Origin of the sequence: Mesorhizobium sp. M0894, assembly GCF_040319725.1 — a bacterium.
Classification (GTDB): domain Bacteria; phylum Pseudomonadota; class Alphaproteobacteria; order Rhizobiales; family Rhizobiaceae; genus Mesorhizobium.
In genome coordinates, this window is the sequence record NZ_JAMYOG010000001.1 from 450709 (window position 1) to 469101 (window position 18393).

Sequence of the window (18393 nt, forward strand, 5' to 3'; positions counted from 1 at the left end):
CCATGACAAATCCAGATATCGTCATCATCGGCTCCGGCATAGGCGGCGCCACGATCGCTTCCGGCCTTGCCGGCGGTGGCGCCTCGATCCTGATGCTGGAGCGCGGCGAACCGCTGCCGGCGACGCCGCATACACGCGACACCCGCGCCATCTTCGTCGATGGCCACTACCGGCCGAAGGAGATGTGGCTCGAGGCCGGGGGTGCCGCGTTCAACCCCGGCAATTACTACTATGTCGGCGGCAATTCGAAATTCTACGGCGCGGTGCTGATCCGCTACCGCAGGCAAGACTTTTCGGAGATGGAGCACTATGGCGGCATCTCGCCGGCCTGGCCGTTTTCCTATGAGGAATTCGAACCTTGGTATTCCAGGGCCGAGCAGCTTTTTCGCGTGCGTGGTGCGCTCGGCGAAGACCCGACCGAGCCGTTCCACTCGACGCCCTACCCTTTCGGCCCGGTACCCGACGAGCCGCCTATCGCGCGTGCGCGCGCCGAGTTGAAGAGCCTGGGCCTGCATCCGGCATCGCTGCCGCTCGGCGTCGACATCGAAGCCTGGCTGAAAGACGGCAGCACGCCGTGGGATGCGTTTCCCAACACCGGCGCCGGCAAGGTCGACGCGCAAACGGGGCCGCTGGCGTCGGCCCTTGCCGACCAGAACATCAAGCTCGAGACCGGCGCGCATGTCGAACATCTCGAAGCATCGCCGGACGCCAGGACGATCGCCGCCGTCCATTATCGACAGAACGGTACGCTGAAGAGCGTCGCGCCGAAGCTGGTCATCCTGTCGGCCGGCGCGGTCAATTCCGCCGCCATCCTGCTGCGTTCGCCTTCCCCCAACGGCAAAGGCGGCGGCAAAGGCCTGGCCAACCGCTCCGACCAGGTCGGCCGCAACTTCATGAACCACAATTCGAGCGCCATGCTGGCGATCGATCCGCGCCGCCGGAACAAATCCGTCTACCAGAAGACGCTGATGCTGAACGACTATTATCTGTCCGACGGCAAGGGCGGCAAGCCGCTCGGCAATGTCCAACTCCTCGGCAAGATCGACGGCAACATCCTCAAGGCCAATGTCAGGCGCGCGCCCAAATTCGCGCTCGATTTCATGGCCGGCCGCGCCGTCGACTGGTATCTGATGTGCGAGGACCTGCCCGATCCCGAGAGCCGCATCATGGTCGACGGCAAGGACATCGTCATGCAGTGGCGGCGCTCCAACATGCAGTCGCTCGACGGGCTGACTAAGGTGATGCGCGAGAATTTCCGCGCCTGCGGCTATCCGATCGTTCTGTCGCGGCCGTTCGACAAGCGCACGCCCTCGCACCAGTGCGGCACGGTGAAGATGGGCAATGACCCGGCGACCTCGCCGCTCGACCCATTCTGCCGCTCCTTCGACCACAGCAATTTGTTCGTCGTCGATGCCGGCTTCCTGCCGAATTCGGCCGCCGTCAATCCGGCGCTGTCGATCGCCGCACAGGCGCTGCGCGTCGCCGACCACATCCGCAAGACGGAGCTCGCAACATGAGCCGCCCGGCAGCGATCGTCACCGGCGGTGCGCGCGGCATCGGCCTTGCCTGCGCCGAGGCGCTGGCCAGCGCCGGCTTCGATATTCTGGTCGCCGACCTTGCCAACGAAGCTGCCGACGGGCTCGCCGCCGACATCACCGGGCGCGGCGCGAAGTTCGCCTATGTCAGCGGCGACATCGCCGACCTCGACGGCCATGCAGCGCTGATCGATGCCGCGACAAGCGCCTTCGGCCGCATCGACTGCCTGGTCAACAATGCTGGCATCGGCACCGTCCTGCGCGGCGACCTGCTTGAACTCAAGCCGGAAAATTTCGACCGGGTGCTCAGCATCAATCTGCGCGGCACCGTATTCCTCAGCCAGGCCGTTGCCAAAGCGATGCTCGACCTGCCGAGCGATGGTGCGAGGTCGATCATCACCATCACTTCGGTCAGTGCCGCCATGGCCTCGCCGGAACGCTCCGATTACTGCATTTCCAAGGCCGGGCTTTCGATGTGGGTGAAGAACCTGGCGCTGCGGCTTGCCGCCGAAAACATCGCCGTGTTCGAAGTGCGGCCGGGCATCATCCGCACCGACATGACCGCGGGTGTCACCGCCAAATATGACGGATTGATCGACGGCGGCCTGGTGCCGGCAATGCGCTGGGGCGAGAGCAAGGATATCGGTGCCGCCGTGGCGGCGCTCGCCGGGGGCAAGCTCGGCTTTTCGACCGGCTCGGTCATCAATGTCGACGGCGCGCTGTCCGTGCCGAGGCTATGAACAGGTGACGCCATGATCGACTACATCCCATGACTGACTACATAATTGTCGGCGCCGGCCCGGCCGGCTGCGTACTCGCCAATCGGCTGAGCGAAGATCCGTCGCATCAGGTGCTGCTGCTCGAAGCCGGCGGCAAGGACTGGCATCCCTTGATCCACATGCCGGCCGGTTTTGCCAAGATGACCAAGGGCATCGCCGCCTGGGGCTGGTCGACGGTGCCGCAAAAGTACATGAACGATCGCGTCTTCCGGTACACGCAGGCCAAGGTGATCGGCGGCGGCTCTTCGATCAACGCCCAGATCTACACGCGCGGCAACGCCCGCGACTACGATGCCTGGGAGAAGGAAGAAGGCCTTGCCGGTTGGGGCTATCGCGACGTGCTGCCCTATTTCAAGCGCGCCGAGAACAACCAGCGCTATGCCAACGATTTTCACGGCGACCAGGGCCCGCTCGGCGTATCGAACCCGATCGCGCCGCTGCCGATCTGCGAGGCCTATTTCCGTGCCGGACAAGAGATGGGCATTCCCTTTAATCCCGACTTCAACGGCGCCAGCCAGGAGGGCGTCGGCTACTACCAATTGACGCAGAAGGACGCAAAACGCTCCTCCGCCTCGGTCGCCTATCTCAGGCCGATCCGCGAGCGCAAGAATCTCACCATCAGGACCGGCGTTCTGGTGACACGCATCGTCGTCGACAAAGGCCGCGCTGTCGGCGTCGAGATCGTCGACAAGCCGGGCGGCCAGCCAACGATCCTGCACGCCGAACGCGAGGTGATCGTCTCGTCCGGCGCCATCGGCTCGCCGAAGCTTCTGATGCAGTCGGGCATCGGCCCGGCCGACCATCTGAAGGCGGTCGGCGTGACGCTGGTGCACGATTTGCCCGGCGTCGGCTCCAATCTGCAGGATCATCTCGACCTGTTCGTCATCGCCGAATGCACCGGCAACCACACCTATGACAACTACGCCAAGCTGCACTGGACGGCGTGGGCCGGCCTGCAGTATCTTCTCCTGAAGAAGGGCCCCGTGGCCTCCAGCCTGTTCGAGACCGGCGGCTTCTGGTACGCCGATCCGACCGCCGCCTCTCCCGATATCCAGCTGCATCTCGGCCTCGGCTCCGGCATCGAGGCCGGCGTCGAGAAGCTGAACAATCCGGGCGTGACACTGAACTCGGCCTTCCTGCGCCCGCGCTCGCGCGGCACGGTGCGGCTGAACAGTGCCGACCCGGCCGACCGCCCGCTGATCGATCCGAACTATTGGTCCGATCCCTATGACCGCGACATGTCGATCAAGGGGCTGAGGCTGGCGCGCGAGATCATGCGGCAGAAGGCGCTGCAGCCCTACGTGCTGCGCGAGGTACTACCGGGACCCGACCTGCAGACCGGCGACGAACTGTTCGACTACGCCTGCCGCAGTTCCAAGACCGACCACCACCCGGTCGGCACCTGCCGCATGGGCCACGATGCGATGAGCGTGGTAACGCCCGATCTCAAGCTGCGCGGCATCGAGGGCTTGCGCGTCTGCGACGCCTCGATGATGCCGCGCATCCCCTCCTCCAACACCAACGCGCCGACGATCATGGTAGGCGAAAAGGGCGCCGATCTGATCCTTGGCCGGGAGCCGCTGCCGCCGGCGGTGTTTTCCACCAACCGAGCGGCATGAGGGACAAAGAATGATCAGGCACTGTGTTTTCGTCAGATTCCGCAACGATGTCGCCACCGCCGAGCGCGCGGCAATCCATGGCGATCTCGAAGCGTTGCGGCCGGTGATCGACGGCATGGGCAAGGTCGAGTTCAGCGCCAACACCAGCCCAGAACCCTTCGCCCGCGGCTTCACGCACGGCTTCACCATCGACTTTCGCGATGCGGCGGCACGCGATGCCTATCTGGAGCATGAAGCGCACCAGCGAGCCGGCGCGAGACTGGTCGCGGCGCTCGAAGGTGGCACGGACGGGCTGATAGTGTGCGACCTGGAGATCGCGTGACTATCCCAGTCTCAGCGCAACGACGCCGGCGACGATGCTAAGCACCGCAGCACCTCGCCATGCCGTCATCTTCTCGCCGAGCGCGAACACCGAGATCATCATGGCGAACAGGATCGATGTTTCGCGCAGCGACGCCACCGAGGCGATCGGCGCCTTGGTCATCGCCCACATCACGATCCAGTAGGCGCCGCCGCTGAGCACGCCGGTATAGATTCCCGCCTTCCAGTCGCGCGCCAGCTCCGGCAGCGCCCGTGGGCCGCGAAAGACGACGCACAGCACCAGCGCCCACAGCGCGTCGCAGACGAACAGCCAGGCCGCATAACTCGACGCGGTGGCGGCGAGCCGCGCGCCGCTGCCGTCCGACAGCGTATAGCTGGCGATGAAGATCGATGTGCCCACCGCGAAGCCGACGGCGCGCAGGTTCAACTTCTCCAGATGCGCGCCGCCGCGAAACGACAGCACCAGCGTGCCCGCCGACAACAAGACGATGCCGACGATAGCGAGCGGCGCCGGCATCTCGGCCACAACCACAATGCCCCCCAAAGCAGCCAATAGCGGCGCGGTGCCGCGCGCCAGCGGATAGGTCTGGGCGAAATCGCCGGCCTTGTAGGCACCGATCAGGAACGTCCTGTAGCCCATGTGGAAGACAACCGAGGCGAGGATGTATGGCCACACTTCCGGCTTCGGCACCTCGACGAAAGGCAACGTCACCAGCGCGGCGGCACCCATGCCGGTCGTCATCAGCGTAATCGACAGGAAACGGTCGAGATGGACCTTGACCAGCGCGTTCCAGATCGCATGCATGGCCGCAGCGGCAAGCACCGCGAAAAAGACAAACAGGCTCATCGGCGGCTCATCCGCCGCCGATCCCGGTGGCTACCGGCGTTTCCATGTCGATATCGACCCAGAGCGGAAAATGATCGGAGGCGATTTGGCCGACATCGGCACTGACCGAACGCACGCGCCCGGCAAACATGCCGCCGACGAAGCAATGGTCGAGCCGGCGCTTTGCCACTCTGCCGTCGATGGTCTTCACATGGGTGTGGAAATCCGCCGTCGGTTCCATGGCGACGGCGGCAGCATCGACAAAACCGTCGAGATAGGCGGCACCGCGATGATAGGGCGCGCTGCCGGCGATGCGGCGGTACTCGGCGCTGCCCGGCTCCATGTTGAAGTCGCCCATCCAGATCGCCGCCAGCGGGTTTTCCGGCTCCTGTTCGCCATTGCTCCAGTTGCGCGCCGGCTCATCGTCGGCGCCGCTCCATGGTCCGCCCTCGGACGGCGCCCGGTCATGCTCGGCGAGCAGGTATTCGATCTGCTCCAGCCGCTCCTCGGCCGCGATATGCGCCAGATGCAGCGAGAAGAACCGCACCGGGCCGGTGGGGGTGCGGATCATGCACTCAAGTGCGGCATTCCGGGTGTTGAGCGGCCGCAGCGTGCGCCTGAGCGGCAGCGTGTGCAGCCGCGACCAGACGATCGGCAGCTTCGACAAAAGCATGGTGCCGAATTGCCGCCGGCGGTTGACGACGCGGCCTTCACGCCGTTGGCTGGCATCTATGTCGAAGGCCGGGCCATAGGCCCAATGATAGTCGGGCAGCAATTGCGAAAGAAGTTCCGGCTGGTCGTCCTCGTTGCTGCGCAACCAGTGCCGCTCCACTTCCTGCAAGGCGATGATGTCGGCGCCGGCAACGACCTTGGCGCAGCGCGCCAGATCGTAGCGGCCATCGCTGCCGAAGCCGTACTGGATGTTGTAGCTGACCAGCTTCATTGCTTATCCGGCTCAGTTTCCTGCTGGCAGTAGCCGTTCGCTGACAGCCTTGCAATGTGCAGCCGGGCGGAGGGAGCTTGGGCCAGATGCTAAGTGGTCAGCGGCTGGAACCGACCGGGCGGGGATGCTGCCAGTTCCGACCAGTCGATTTCTTCCTCGAGGCGGTGGTAGGCTTCGTCGCCGATCGTTCCGTCGATGCGCAAACGCTCCAGCGCATCGCGCTGGCTCTTGATGGCATAAAGACGCAATCTGTCATACTCGGTCGCGGCTTGGGCATCCTCCGGGTTTTCGGCGATGGCGCGCTGCGCCGCATATTGCTCGCGCACCGCCCCTGCCGCACTCGATGTCTTGCCGCTCAGCACGTCCAGCGCCGCCTGCATGATGGCGACGCGCGCCTGCGCGACCTCCCGGTCGACGGTCTGGTCGGGGTCGAAATTGAGCAGAAGCAGCAACGGCTTCAGGCTGACGCCTTGCAGCACCAGCGTGCCGAGCACGACAGTGAAAGCGGCGAGCACGATCGGGTCGCGGCCGGGAAAATCGGCCGGCAAGGCGAAGGCTGCCGCAAGCGTCACCAGGCCGCGCATGCCGCACCAGCCGATGAGCACGCCGCCGCGAAATGTCGGAGCGTCTCTCCGCCTGTCCTCATCGCCCAGACGTGCCAGCCTTCTGAGGATCGCGCCACAGCCCAGCACCCAGACCAGCCGCGAGACGATGACGACAGCCAGCACGGCTGCGGCGAAGATGAATGCTTCGACCTGCCCCTGCTCAGCAAGGCGGCCGACGATCAACCGTGCCTGAAGTCCCATCAGAACGAAGGCCAATACATTGAGCACGAACACCGCCGTCTCCCAGACCGAGTAGGAACTGACACGATTCCTTGCCGGCATGCGGCGCGGCGACGTACGTGCGATCGTCATGGCATAGACGACGATCGTGATGATGGCGGAAAGCCCTATCCTGTCGGCCAGGATCCAGACGCCGAACGTTGAGGCGAATTGCACCACGGTGCCGCTCGCCGGGTCGTCGATGCGGCCGAGTATCGCGAGAGACAACCGGCCGAGCACATAGCCTGCGGCAAGGCTGCCGACCGTCGACAGCAGGATCATTGGTACGGCACTGCTCAACAGGATGGAGCCGGCGGCTGCGGAAACCGACATCCTGTAGATCAACAGCGCCGTGGCGTCGTTGAGCAGGCTCTCGCCTTCCAGGATGGCGGTGATGCGGTGCGGCACCTTGAACTGTCCGAGCACGGCCGCGGCTGCGACGGCATCGGGCGGCGCCACGATCGCCCCAAGTGCTATGGCCGCGGCAATGGGCAGGCCTGCCATCGTCCAACCGACAAATGCCACGGTCACGGTGGTAAAGATGACGGCGCCGAGCGCCAGCAGGATGAGCGAAACCTTGTAGCGGTTGAGATCGCGCAGCGACGTGTCATAGGCCGCGTCGAGCAGCACCGGCGCGATGAACAGAGCGAGCGCCAGCTCCGGGTCGATCTCGATGGTCGGTGCAAACGGCAGGAAGGCTATGCCGGCGCCGGCCAGCGCCAGCAACGAAGGATAGGGAATCTGCAGACGCCGTGACAACGCCGTCAGGGCGACCGCGGCCAGGAGAAGAACAAGGGTCAGTTCAAAAAGCGCCATGCCCAGTTATAACCGTGAAAAGCGACCGACGGCAGGGGCCTGGACGGTTCGATCATGACTGAGGGCGGTCAGCGAACTGCGGCGGCGCGCTGGAATGCTCCAAGAAGCGCGTCCGCATACATCTGGCGACGCGCCGCATGATCGGCACGCAGCTTTTCGGCCTTTTCATGCGTTCGCGCCGGTCCCTGAGACATGGTGACCATGGCGGACGCTAACGCCACGGCATCGTCGACCGGAAAGAACGTCGCGTTTGGCGCCTGCTCCCGATGAAGGCTGATATCCGAGAGGAGCATCCGTGTGCCGAGCGCCTTGGCTTCCTCGACCGTGGTTGACCAGCCCTCGAACAGCGAAGGATTGATGAGAGCATCGGAAGCAGCGTTGAGGCCGAACACATCCTCGTAAGGCACAAGGCCCAGATGACGGAAATGACCCGACACGCCGGCCTCCCTGGCGCTAGCCAGCAACTGGTCGAAATGTCGGGGATTGCGCGGGTCTTCGGTTCGCCCGGTCAAGATCACGGGGGCAACCTTATCAAGCCCGCCATTTGCCGATATGTGCGCCAATGCTTTGATCACAAGCCCATGGTTCTTGTGCGACCAGAACTGGTTCGGTAGGTAGAAATAACGCTGCGGCAGTTCATACCGTGCGATCACCTCCGCCTGCCTTGCTATATGCGGGGCCGGATCAAGATCGATTGCAAACCGAACGACCGCCGTCTTGCCGCGTGCTGCGGGATAATACGTCTCGCAGTCCCGCCTGGCGTCATCGCTCGACAACAGGATGATGCGTTTGCCGGACGTCTGCAGACGGTATCCCAAATCGCGACGCCACCACATGGAGCGCGAGAACAGGTGTGGCAAGTGTCGGTGCTGGAAGTCAGGAATCCACGATACGACAGAAATCGGAAAACGGTTGCCGTAGAACTGCGCCGGCTCGAACACCACGTCGACGCCTTCGTGGCTTAGTATCCGTGCCGCATCGGCGTCGCTGCCGCTGGCCAGCGCCCGGATGGCGTTGCGACCGCGGCCAAAATCAGCAACCTTCGCATCGACGATCGGCGGCGCGGCCAGGAAAGCATCCATCGATGTGCCGATCTTTTCTGCCTGCGCCGGAGTTAAGAACAGCTTGGCCTGCAACTTCCCGGCCAATTCGCTGGAAATAACGCCGAGCATGTTGCGCAGGTAGGTCTCCCCACCTGACCAGTTGCCTCGGCCGATGAGCGTGAAGCCCGCGGTAATCATCTTCGCCCCTCGATGCCTCAGCCTGCCTTTTTGAAAGGAAACCCGCGCACGATATCGGCCACGGCGGCTGGAAGTTCGATCTTGGCGGACCAGCCAACTCGATTTCCGATCTTGTCCACCTTGGCCAGTTGCGTTGCGCGGTCGACCCTGCGTAAGCGCGCCTTGTCCTCGACGATCTCGATATCGACCTTCATCGCCGCTCCGATCAGGCGAACAAGCTCCTCCACCGATGCGTCCCTGCCGGAACCGATATTCATGACATCGAAACTCGCCTCACCGGTGTCGCCGGCCAAAGCCGCCACCCCGGCAGCGGTATCCTCCGCATGGATGTAGTCGCGCCGCGGTTTCAGATTGCCCAATGCGATCCTGGCCTGGCCCTTGGCATTGTAGAGCTGGTTGAGAATATCGGGAATGAGAAGCGCATTGGGGTCGTCATGGCCGATGGTGTTGAAGATGCGCGCCACACGCCCCCTCCCGCCGGTCCTGTCGGCCCAGAAACGAAGCTGGCTTTCATTGGTCAGCTTGGACAGAGCATAGTTGTCGCAAGGCCAGGTCCTGGTCGCATCCTCGTCGAGCGGGGCATCGACCCAGTCGTACACCGCGCCGCTGGACGCCAGCACGACCGTTCCGACACCAGCCTTTTCAGCAGCATCGAGGACGATCTCGGTGCCGACCACGTTCAGAGCACCATGAGGGAAAAGCCGCCCAGCAGCAGCGCGCTGGTAGCGGGGGCAACGCTGCCTATCAGTTTGCGCACTGGATTGAGCAATTTGGTGCGCAGAGGCCTCGTGGAAACGTTGGCCTCGCCCGCCACGTCGGTAAAGTGCCAATCGACTACCGTGTAACCCGTGTCCTCAAGCGTCGCAAGCGCGGTCTCGCGCGTGAAATAATGGAGATGCCCCACCTTCTGACGTGCGTGCATGTAAGCTCGCCGAACCAGTCCCTGGACGTGAAGGTCCAAAGGAATATGAAAAACGTGATAGCGGCCGTGCGGGCGCAGTGCCCGCAAAAAGCCCATATAGTCTTCGACATGTTCGAAGACGTCGATCAGCATGACAAGGTCATGCACTGACTTGGTCGCCAGAAAATCCTCGTGGTGGAAGATCGCGCCAGACGCCTTTTGCAGCGGCCAGAGTTTTGCTGCGTCTTCGGAAATATCGTATCCATGAATAGGTCTGCCCGGATATTTCGCGGCCAATTTGCCGACGATGCCGCCGCTGCCGCAGCCGACCTCGACGGCGTCGCGCCAGACAACATTGTTGCGCTCCAGGATGTTTGCGATCTCGCGCGCCTTCCAGGCTGTATCGGCCAGATGCCAGTCAGGATTGTTGGCAAGGTACTGACTGTCCGAGTAGATGTCAGCCGCGGTATCAGTGACTGTTATCGGCCGCGCTTCTTCGACCCCTTTAGCCGACATCACGATCTTCCTTTTCACAAATGAACGATACCAGGTGACCGGCTTCGACGACATCAATGCGCGTACCGGTGTTTCTGGCGGGCGCCCGAATCGCATCAGTTCCGGTCAACGCGCTAGGGTCCGGCTCAACCGCCGTGACCTGCCATCCATCGGCCGCCGACGCAAGAGACAGGATTCCATTGCCCACCCCGAGATCAAAGGCTCGCCCAAGCTGCTTCGGCAAATTGCGGCGCAACTCGGCACTTCCATGATGGCGGCGCGCCGGCATCGATTTCAGTTGATGGAAATACGCTGCGCGCGCCAAGTCGGCCTGTTCCGGATGACCAGGCAACCTGCGCACAGCGTCTTCAGAGTCCAGGAAATTGCTGGAGCCCATCAGCCAAAATGTCCCAAACTGCAGGTCACAAAACCGGCTGCAGACAATTCCAATTCAAGGATCAATCTTCACTCCCCAGCGGGTTTCCCTTGGCGGTCTGCTTGTCTCTTTTGACGTATGAGATTGACCGCGATTGCAACATTCCCTGACTAAATGTGGAGCACAGGAAATCACACCGTCGCGACCTCCGTATATTCGTCCGATCGACAATTGTCACGCTACCAAGCTTGGGTCTGAGCAGATCCGGTTCTTTTGCTCGCGCCGAGGCAAATCCGCCTGTCTATTGGCGGATCGCCTGAAGGCGATCCCAGGAAAATGTGGAACAGTTTTTCCAGAACTGCCTCAATGCAGCACAAGCATGTCGCCGGACGAGAACGAAATCTCGGCCTTTTCGCCGACGGCAGGCGGCGGCGTTGCCGGGCTGTTGAATGTGTCTAGCGAGACCGTGCTGCCGCCGATGCCGACGCGCACCCGGATCACCGAACCGAGGAAATGCACCTCGGCGATTTCACCCGAAAGGCTGGAGTCGCGGCCGGGGTGGCGGCCGAGCGAGATCGCCTCGGGCCGCAACGCCAGCGACAGCGTGTCCCCGGACTTCGAGCCGTTGAGCTTGCCCTTAAGCGAGACCTCTTGCGAGTTGACGCGCACCTTGCCCGAAGCCGCGTCGGTGACCGTGCCTTCCAGCACGTTCAGCGTGCCGACGAAATTGGCGACGAATTTGGTTGCCGGCCGGTTGTAGATCTCGAACGGCGTGCCGACTTGCTCGGCCTTGCCGCCATACATCACAGCGATGCGGTCGGAGATCGACAGCGCCTCTTCCTGGTCGTGGGTGACGAAGATGGTGGTGATGCCGAGCTTCTTCTGGATCGAGCGGATTTCCTCGCGCAGCGACACGCGCACCTTGGCGTCGAGCGCCGACAGCGGCTCGTCGAGCAGCAGCAGTTTTGGCTTGGGCGCAATCGCCCGCGCCAGCGCGATGCGCTGCTGCTGGCCGCCGGAAAGCTGGTAGGGATAGCGGTCGCCCATCTGCGGCAGCTTGATGATGTCGAGCATTTCAGCAACGCGCCTGTCGGCATCGGCCTTCGGCATGCCGGCGACCTTCAGCCCGAAGCCGATATTCTGCGCCACCGTGAGGTTCGGAAACAACGCATAGGCCTGGAACACCATGCCGACATTGCGCTGATTGGGTTTCAGCCGGGTGATGTCCTTGCCGGCCACAACGATCTTGCCGGCGGACGGCTCCTCGAAACCGGCGACCATGCGCAGCACCGTCGTCTTGCCGCAGCCCGATGGCCCAAGGAAAGAGACGAATTCGCCCGGCTCGACGTCGAGGTTGAAATCCTGCACCACGGTGATGGGGCCGAAGGATTTTCGCACATGCTGGATTGAGAGGAATGGCTCGGTCATGGCTTTTTCCTTCGGGTCAGTTTGGGCGGTTCGCCGATCGCGGCGCGAAGCGCGACAGGATCTGGATCAGCGACATGCAGCCCCAGGTGATGGCGAAGGCGATGATGGCAAGCGCCGCCGGCTCGTAGGCGCGGTTGGCGCCGACGTTCTGCAGATAGGGTCCGAAGGCAGGCCGGTTGAGCAGGCTGGCCATGGTGAATTCACCGATGACGATGGCGAAGGTCAGGAAGGCGCCCGACAGCACCGCGATCAGCACGTTGGGCAGGATGACCCGGGTGATGATCGTGCCCCAGCCGGCGCCGAGGATCTGCGCCGCCTCGGTCAGTGTCCGCACGTCGATGGTGCGAAGGCCGGTGTCGACCGCGCGATACATATAGGGCAGCGCCAGTGTCGCATAACCGATGACCAGCAAGGCATTGGCTCCTGTGTCGCTGGCCAGGAACGGCAGCGGCGAGTTCGACCCGTACATTCTGATGTAGCCGAAGACGATAACGATGGCTGGGATGACCAGCGGCAACAGCGTGATGAACTCGACGATTGGCCTGAGTTGCGGCAGCCGCAGACGAATCCAGTACGCCGCCGGCACCACCACCAGCACGCCAAGGACGATGGTGAAGATGGCAGCGACCACCGAATAGATGAAGGTCGCTTGGAAGCGGGGATCGCCGAGCACGACCTGATAGGCATCGAAGGAATACGCACCGCGCCGCATGCGCATGGAGAATTCCACGGTCGCGATAAGCGGAATGAAGAAATAGGCCGCGCCCAGCGCGAAGACGATCCAGGCCCAGAATCTGCCGGACTTCATTTGAGCCACCTCTCAGAGCGCGTCCGGAACCAGATGTAGAAGACATTGGCCAGCCCGGTGATGACGATCATGCCGAAGGCGATGGCGTAGCCGAGATGGGCATTGTGCAGCACGTCACCGCGGATCTGCGCGTAGAGCAGGATAGGGACGATGTTAAGCGAGGAGCCGGTCAGAGCGTAAGCGGTGGCGATGGCACCGAAGGCGTTGGCGAACAAGAGGATGACGGTGCCGAGGAAGCTTGGCCAGATCACCGGAATGACGACCATGCGCCAGAACTGCGCCTGGGTCGCGCCAAGCGTTGCCGCCGCTTCGCCCCATTCCTTCTTCAGCCCATCGATCGCCGGCACGATGATCACCACCATCAGCGGGATCTGGAAATAGACATAGGTCAGCGTCAGGCCCCAGAACGACAGGATGTTGAAACCATGGGCATAAATGTTGAAGCCGACCAAGACGTTGAGCAGCACCGTGGCGAGCCCAAGCCGGCCGAGCGTCGCGAGAAAGGCGAAGGCCAGCGGCACGCCGGCGAAATTGGAGGCCACGCCGGAGAAGGTCAGTGTCGCCGAGCGTATCCACTCCGGTAGCCCGCCGCGCACGATGGCGATGGCAATGGCAAGCCCCGCGAAAGCACCGATCAGCGACGAGGCAAGGCTGACCTTGATTGAGATCCAATAGGCGGCAACGATCGACGGCTGCGCCAAGGCCGCAATGTTTTCGAAAGTGAATTCGCCGGCATCGTTCCGGAATGCGCCCAGCATCAGATAGAGCGTCGGCAGGATCAGGAACATGATGGCGAAGACGAAGAAAGGCGCAACGCCAAGCCATTGCGTCGGCAGCCTCATGCTGCGGGCGTCGGCAGGAGGCGCGGTCTTCCCGGCAACAGCGTGATCGGACAACGAGATATCGGTCATGCGCCGGCTACCGTCCTGGAGGTATGCCGGGCGGCGATCTAAGCCGCCCGGCTGGTCTCAAGTTTTACTTGACGTTGGCGCCGACGACGGCATCCCAGTTCTTGGTGATGGCTTCCTTGGCCTTGCCCTGCTCGTCGAGCGTCGGGAACACCGCGGCTGCATAGGACTCGGCCGGCGGCAGCTTGGCCATTACGTCAGCCGGGAGCTTGCCGTTCTTGGCGAGGTCGTTGAAGCGGATCGGGTGACAATAGCCCTTCAGCCAGCCGATCTGGCCTTCGTCGGAATAGAGATATTCCAGCCATAGCTTGGCAGCGTTCGGGTGCGGAGCGTAGGCACTGATCGCCTGAACATAGACGCCGGCGACGACGCCGGTCTTCGGCACGACGACGTCGACCGGCGGATTGCCCTTCAGCGTATCGCGGCCGGCAAGCGCGTTATAATCCCAGGTCACCAGGATTGGCGTCTGACCTTGGGCAAGCGTCGCGGGCTTGCCGATGACCGGCACGAAATTGCCGGCGGCGTTGAGCTTCTTGAAGAAGTCGAGACCAGCCGTGCCGGCGGCTTCGCCGGCAGCCGCACCGCCGGAAAGGCCGGCGGCATAGACGGCCTGGATGGCTTGGTTCGAAGCGCGCGGGTCACCGGCGAGCGCCACGGTATTGGCGAATTCCGGCTTCAGCAAGTCGGCCCAGTCGGCCGGCGCTTCCTTGACTAGGTCCTTGTTCACCAGGAATGAAAGCACGCCGTAATAGTCGCCGGTCCAGAAGCCGTCGGCGTCCTTGGCGCTGTCCGGGATCGAGTCCCAGGTCGATACTTTATAAGCCTGGATCAGGCCATCCTTCTTTGCGGTCGGACCGAAGCTCAGGCCGACGTCGATAACGTCGGGCGCCTGCGGGCCCTTGTTGTCCTTGTTGGCCTTGATCGCCTCGACCTCGTCGCCGGAGCCGGCATCGGGGTTGAGTTCGTTGATGGTGAGTTCCGGATATTTCGCCTTGAAGCCGTCGATGACCGCGCCGTAGCCGCACCAGTCATGGGGCAGCGCGATGACCGTGAGCTGGCCTTCAGCCTTGGCTGCGGCGACCAGTTCATCCATGGACTGGGCCGACGAGATGGCAGAGGTCGCCATCAGGGCGACGGCCGAAAGGGAAAGCAGTTTTCCCGTGAATTTGAACATGTGTTCTCTCCGTTGAACTGACGCCGTTGGACGCCTGCGATGCGGTATCGTTTTCGTGTGACAGCCAGATGAAAGCTTTGTGAAAGCGACGCCCTGCAGTACGAAAAAGTAAACTCTTTTTAACCGGCTGTAGCAATCGCTACGCCGTTATTTTTCCGGCTAACTAATTTCGGCCTTGCCTTTCATCCTTTCCCCCTTTTCTTCGCCTCTTTTCCCAAGCGGATTTCCAATGCGGAAGTTGTCTTAGACGGCCCCGGCGATGGCATTTTCGAGCAGCGTCAGCGCCGCCTTCTTGGTCAGCTTGACCGGGTTGCCGCCGGCGGTCGGATCGACCACCGCCATGTCGGCGATCAGGCCCTTGCGCTTCTTGTCCATGTCGAGCCCCTTGATCAGGCCGGGCAGCGCGTGCGGCACCTTGAGCTCCTTGCGCAGCTTGACGATCGCCTTGGCAAAGCCGTCGAAACCGCCCTTGATGCCGCAATAGGCGGCGAGCCGGGCGATGCGCGGCTCGATCGCCTCGCGATTGAAGGCCAGCACATAGGGCATGAACACTGCGTTGGTCATGCCGTGGTGGGTGTCGTAGAGCGCGCCGATCGGATGCGACAGCGAATGAATGGCCCCAAGGCCCTTTTGGAAGGCGGCCGCGCCCATCGCAGCGGCGCTCATCATATTGGCGCGGGCGACCAGATCCTTGCCGTTGGCATAGGCTTTCGGCAGGTTTTCGAAGACCAGCCTGATGCCTTCCACGGCGATGCCGTCGGCCATCGGGTGATAGCCCGGCGCGCAATAGGCTTCGAGGCAGTGGGCGAGCGCATCCATACCGGTGCCGGCGGTGATGAAACCGGGCATGCCGACCGACAGTTCCGGATCGGCAATGACGATCGCAGGCAAAAGTTTCGGATGGAAGATGACCTTCTTGGTGTGGGTCGCTTCATTGGTGATGACGCCGGCGCGGCCGACCTCCGAGCCGGTGCCGGCCGTGGTCGGCACCGCGATGATCGGCGCGATCGCATCGGCATCGGCGCGCGTCCACCAGTCGCCGACATCCTCGAAATCCCAGACCGGCCGCGTCTGCCCGGCCTGGAAGGCGATCAGCTTGCCGAGGTCGAGTGCCGAGCCGCCGCCAAAGGCGATGACGCCGTCATGCTTGCCCTTCTTGAACACGGCGATGCCGGCGGTCAGGTTGGAATCGACCGGGTTCGGCTTGACCTCGGAAAACACGCCATACGGCACCTTGGCGTCGTCGAGGATCTTCAGCGTCGAGGCCACCACCGGCAGCTTGGCCAGTCCCGGGTCGGTGACGAACAGCGGCCGCTTGATGCCGGTCGCCGCCAGCACCTCCGGCAGTTCCTTGATGCGTCCGGCGCCGAAGCGGACGGTCGTCGGGTAATTCCATTTGGAAACGAGTTTTGTCATTTCGACCTTCTTGACTGCTTTCATGCTCTCGGATGTTGTTAATTCACAAAGGTATTGGCCACACGGTCTGACCGCATCATGTACGGAATCCAGATGGCTGCGGCCCAGACCGAACGGTAAATGTCGCGCATCGTTTCTTTATCGAACGCATCGTCCAGCGATGGAAAGCTGTCGGGAAAAGCCAGATACCCGGCCCATGAATCGACAACGGAATATATCGGCATCGCGAATGCCCAAATCATGTACCAGCGGGGGAATATCTGCCAGCGCTTGAACATGAAGAACAATAATAGGGCCGGGGCCGTAAGGTTTAGTATGCCGGATATCACCAATTCGGCAACAATCAGCACACCTTGGGACAAACTGAAGGCCTGCCAGTTCTGTAACATGCCGAGATAGTCGGTATTGTGCAATTGTACCAACCCTAGTATCGGGGTGAGCATCAACCCGAGCATCGGCAGGACAAGCCAGCCGCCGATACCCTCGGGACCTTCACGATCCGGCAGCGCCGATTGTTGCGTATCCGCCATTACTCCCTCTCAACAGCGATCGTTGGCTTGCCGATCGCCACCTTAGATCACCTCGCGCAGATGGTATGATTTCGGCCTGGTCAGATTGTCGTAGCCGATGGCCGACAGTGCCGCACCCTTGCCGGTGTCCTTGACGCCGGTCCAGACCAGCGCCGGATCGAGATAGTCGCAGCGGTTCATGAACACGGTGCCGGTCTCGACGCGGTCGCCGATCGCCGCCGCATGGTCCGTGTCGCGCGTCCAGATCGAGGCCGTCAGCCCATAGGGGCTGTCGTTCATCAGCGCGATCGCCTCCTCATCGTTGCGCACCTTCATGATACCCACGATCGGGCCAAAGCTTTCCTCGCGCATCACGCTCATCTGGTGGTCGACCTGGGTAAGCACTTCCGGCGCCAGATAGGGCGAGCCTTGCCTGTCGTTAGCCACCTTCGTGTCGATGTGCGCCTTGGCGCCCTTGCGTAGCGCCTCCGCCTTTTGCTCGCGGATCAGGTCGGCGAAGCGCGCCTGCGCCATCGGCCCCATGGTGGTCGCCTGGTCGAGTGGATTGCCGACGACGTAGTTCCTGGTCTCGGCGATGAAGCCTTCGACGAATTCGTCGTAGACCTTCTCGTGGACATAGACGCGCTCGATGCCGCAGCAGCACTGGCCGGAATTGAAGAAGGCGCCGTCGACCAGATTGGCAACGGCATGGTCCATCTTGGCGTCCGGCAGCACATAGGCCGGATCCTTGCCGCCAAGCTCGAGGCCGAGCGTCATGAAGGTGCCCGCCGCCGCCTTTTCGATGGCGCGGCCGCCGGCGACCGAGCCGGTAAAGTTGACATGGTCGATCTTGCCGGAGCCGAGCAGCCTTTCGGTCTGCGCATGGTTCAGAACGAGGTTCTGGAACAGGCCCTTGGGCAGGCCGGCTCCGTCGAACGCCTGCTGAAACCGTTCGCCGACCAACAATGTCTGTGCCGCGTGCTTGAGGATGACGGCGCTGCCCGCCATCAGCGCGGGCACGATCGTGTTGACGGCAGTGAGATAGGGATAGTTCCACGGCGCGATCACCATGACCACGCCGAGCGGCACCTTCTTCACATAGCGGCGAAAGCTGTCCTTCGGGTTGGAGGCCATGACCGGCTTCAGTGCCGCCTCGGCGATCTCGACCATGTAGCTGACGCGTTCCCTGACGCCGCCGAACTCACCGCCATAGCGCACCGGCCGGCCCATCTGCCAGGCGATCTCCGGCACGATCTCGTCGCTCATGGCGACCAGCGCTTCCAGCATGGCAAGCATGTACTTGCCGCGCTCGACGACCGGCGTCTGCGCCCACTTCTCCTGCGCCGCCTTGGCGCGCTCGACCGCGGCACCGATCGCCTGGTCCGTGGCCAGAGGCCGTTCGGCATAGATCGAACCGTCGATGGGGGATTTTATCTTGACCGTTTCGGTCATGCCTTGGGTCCTCGCATTCTAC

At 62.8% G+C, this 18393-nt stretch carries 18 protein-coding genes; 4 read left to right on the plus strand and 14 right to left on the minus strand.

The annotated features are described in order from the left end of the window. Positions 1 to 2 precede the first annotated feature (2 nt). The 4 genes from NKH91_RS02200 to NKH91_RS02215 are packed head-to-tail and all read left to right on the plus strand — an operon-like array spanning position 3 to position 4255. Positions 3 to 1517, plus strand: coding sequence for a GMC oxidoreductase (locus tag NKH91_RS02200; protein WP_352481921.1), 1515 nt, complete (start codon positions 3 to 5; stop codon positions 1515 to 1517). Further along, complete coding sequence (locus tag NKH91_RS02205; RefSeq protein WP_352856968.1) at positions 1514 to 2275, plus strand: 3-ketoacyl-ACP reductase; 762 nt, start codon at positions 1514 to 1516, stop codon at positions 2273 to 2275. Before NKH91_RS02200 ends, NKH91_RS02205 begins: the two co-directional genes overlap by 4 nt. Before the next feature lie 29 nt (positions 2276 to 2304). After that, positions 2305 to 3933 (plus strand): GMC family oxidoreductase, encoded by a 1629-nt coding sequence (locus tag NKH91_RS02210; RefSeq protein WP_352845562.1) that lies wholly within the window; start codon positions 2305 to 2307, stop codon positions 3931 to 3933. Positions 3934 to 3943: 10 nt separating this feature from the next. After that, positions 3944 to 4255, plus strand: a complete 312-nt coding sequence (locus tag NKH91_RS02215) for a Dabb family protein (RefSeq protein ID WP_352845560.1) — start codon at positions 3944 to 3946, stop codon at positions 4253 to 4255. On the opposite strand, the gene NKH91_RS02220 is transcribed toward NKH91_RS02215, so the two are convergent. The 14 genes from NKH91_RS02220 to NKH91_RS02285 form a co-directional block, all read right to left on the minus strand. Next, the gene (locus tag NKH91_RS02220; protein WP_352845559.1) at positions 4256 to 5101 is read right to left on the minus strand and encodes an EamA family transporter; all 846 of its coding nucleotides are present in this window, start codon (positions 5099 to 5101) and stop codon (positions 4256 to 4258) included. 7 nt (positions 5102 to 5108) lie between these two features. Beyond that, complete coding sequence (locus NKH91_RS02225; protein WP_352845557.1) at positions 5109 to 6023, minus strand: endonuclease/exonuclease/phosphatase family protein; 915 nt, start codon at positions 6021 to 6023, stop codon at positions 5109 to 5111. An 89-nt stretch (positions 6024 to 6112) separates the two neighbouring features. Further along, entirely contained in the window at positions 6113 to 7663 is a 1551-nt protein-coding gene (locus tag NKH91_RS02230) for a cation:proton antiporter (protein ID WP_352845555.1), read from the minus strand. Between the two features lie 68 nt (positions 7664 to 7731). Continuing rightward, on the minus strand, positions 7732 to 8904 hold the full coding sequence (locus NKH91_RS02235) for a glycosyltransferase family 4 protein (RefSeq protein ID WP_023719048.1): 1173 nt from the start codon (positions 8902 to 8904) through the stop codon (positions 7732 to 7734). 17 nt (positions 8905 to 8921) lie between these two features. After that, positions 8922 to 9581 carry an NAD-dependent epimerase/dehydratase family protein gene (locus NKH91_RS02240; protein WP_352845553.1) on the minus strand — a complete coding sequence of 220 codons (660 nt, stop codon included), beginning with the start codon at positions 9579 to 9581 and terminating at the stop codon, positions 8922 to 8924. Positions 9582 to 9583: 2 nt separating this feature from the next. Next, positions 9584 to 10375 carry a class I SAM-dependent methyltransferase gene (locus NKH91_RS02245; RefSeq protein ID WP_352845551.1) on the minus strand — a complete coding sequence of 264 codons (792 nt, stop codon included), beginning with the start codon at positions 10373 to 10375 and terminating at the stop codon, positions 9584 to 9586. Beyond that, positions 10311 to 10697 (minus strand): class I SAM-dependent methyltransferase, encoded by a 387-nt coding sequence (locus NKH91_RS02250; RefSeq protein WP_352845550.1) that lies wholly within the window; start codon positions 10695 to 10697, stop codon positions 10311 to 10313. The genes NKH91_RS02245 and NKH91_RS02250 overlap by 65 nt, the downstream gene beginning before the upstream one ends. Before the next feature lie 342 nt (positions 10698 to 11039). Continuing rightward, a complete protein-coding gene (locus NKH91_RS02255) occupies positions 11040 to 12104 on the minus strand; it encodes an ABC transporter ATP-binding protein (protein WP_023675358.1) in 1065 nt (354 codons plus the stop codon). A gap of 16 nt (positions 12105 to 12120) precedes the next feature. Further along, entirely contained in the window at positions 12121 to 12912 is a 792-nt protein-coding gene (locus NKH91_RS02260; protein ID WP_352845548.1) for an ABC transporter permease, read from the minus strand. Continuing rightward, on the minus strand, positions 12909 to 13823 hold the full coding sequence (locus tag NKH91_RS02265) for an ABC transporter permease (RefSeq protein ID WP_352845547.1): 915 nt from the start codon (positions 13821 to 13823) through the stop codon (positions 12909 to 12911). The genes NKH91_RS02260 and NKH91_RS02265 overlap by 4 nt, the downstream gene beginning before the upstream one ends. A gap of 64 nt (positions 13824 to 13887) precedes the next feature. After that, a complete protein-coding gene (locus NKH91_RS02270) occupies positions 13888 to 14994 on the minus strand; it encodes an ABC transporter substrate-binding protein (protein WP_352845546.1) in 1107 nt (368 codons plus the stop codon). 243 nt (positions 14995 to 15237) lie between these two features. After that, positions 15238 to 16410, minus strand: coding sequence for an iron-containing alcohol dehydrogenase (locus NKH91_RS02275; protein WP_023719041.1), 1173 nt, complete (start codon positions 16408 to 16410; stop codon positions 15238 to 15240). Between the two features lie 38 nt (positions 16411 to 16448). After that, positions 16449 to 16940, minus strand: a complete 492-nt coding sequence (locus NKH91_RS02280) for a DUF2569 domain-containing protein (protein ID WP_352845545.1) — start codon at positions 16938 to 16940, stop codon at positions 16449 to 16451. A gap of 42 nt (positions 16941 to 16982) precedes the next feature. After that, positions 16983 to 18371: an aldehyde dehydrogenase family protein gene (locus tag NKH91_RS02285; RefSeq protein WP_352845544.1), complete on the minus strand. Its 1389-nt coding sequence runs from the start codon at positions 18369 to 18371 to the stop codon at positions 16983 to 16985. Positions 18372 to 18393: the final 22 nt, after the last annotated feature.

Excerpts from the sequence above, each read along its gene's own strand:
- NKH91_RS02200 (WP_352481921.1), top strand. The coding sequence starts at position 3 with ATGACAAATCCAGATATCGTCATCATCGGCTCCGGCATAGGCGGCGCC.
- NKH91_RS02205 (WP_352856968.1), top strand. The coding sequence starts at position 1,514 with ATGAGCCGCCCGGCAGCGATCGTCACCGGCGGTGCGCGCGGCATCGGC.
- NKH91_RS02210 (WP_352845562.1), top strand. The coding sequence starts at position 2,305 with ATGACTGACTACATAATTGTCGGCGCCGGCCCGGCCGGCTGCGTACTC.
- NKH91_RS02215 (WP_352845560.1), top strand. The coding sequence starts at position 3,944 with ATGATCAGGCACTGTGTTTTCGTCAGATTCCGCAACGATGTCGCCACC.
- NKH91_RS02220 (WP_352845559.1), bottom strand. The coding sequence starts at position 5,101 with ATGAGCCTGTTTGTCTTTTTCGCGGTGCTTGCCGCTGCGGCCATGCAT.
- NKH91_RS02225 (WP_352845557.1), bottom strand. The coding sequence starts at position 6,023 with ATGAAGCTGGTCAGCTACAACATCCAGTACGGCTTCGGCAGCGATGGC.
- NKH91_RS02230 (WP_352845555.1), bottom strand. The coding sequence starts at position 7,663 with ATGGCGCTTTTTGAACTGACCCTTGTTCTTCTCCTGGCCGCGGTCGCC.
- NKH91_RS02235 (WP_023719048.1), bottom strand. The coding sequence starts at position 8,904 with ATGATTACCGCGGGCTTCACGCTCATCGGCCGAGGCAACTGGTCAGGT.
- NKH91_RS02245 (WP_352845551.1), bottom strand. The coding sequence starts at position 10,375 with ATGTCGTCGAAGCCGGTCACCTGGTATCGTTCATTTGTGAAAAGGAAG.
- NKH91_RS02250 (WP_352845550.1), bottom strand. The coding sequence starts at position 10,697 with ATGGGCTCCAGCAATTTCCTGGACTCTGAAGACGCTGTGCGCAGGTTG.
- NKH91_RS02255 (WP_023675358.1), bottom strand. The coding sequence starts at position 12,104 with ATGACCGAGCCATTCCTCTCAATCCAGCATGTGCGAAAATCCTTCGGC.
- NKH91_RS02260 (WP_352845548.1), bottom strand. The coding sequence starts at position 12,912 with ATGAAGTCCGGCAGATTCTGGGCCTGGATCGTCTTCGCGCTGGGCGCG.
- NKH91_RS02265 (WP_352845547.1), bottom strand. The coding sequence starts at position 13,823 with ATGACCGATATCTCGTTGTCCGATCACGCTGTTGCCGGGAAGACCGCG.
- NKH91_RS02270 (WP_352845546.1), bottom strand. The coding sequence starts at position 14,994 with ATGTTCAAATTCACGGGAAAACTGCTTTCCCTTTCGGCCGTCGCCCTG.
- NKH91_RS02275 (WP_023719041.1), bottom strand. The coding sequence starts at position 16,410 with ATGACAAAACTCGTTTCCAAATGGAATTACCCGACGACCGTCCGCTTC.
- NKH91_RS02280 (WP_352845545.1), bottom strand. The coding sequence starts at position 16,940 with ATGGCGGATACGCAACAATCGGCGCTGCCGGATCGTGAAGGTCCCGAG.
- NKH91_RS02285 (WP_352845544.1), bottom strand. The coding sequence starts at position 18,371 with ATGACCGAAACGGTCAAGATAAAATCCCCCATCGACGGTTCGATCTAT.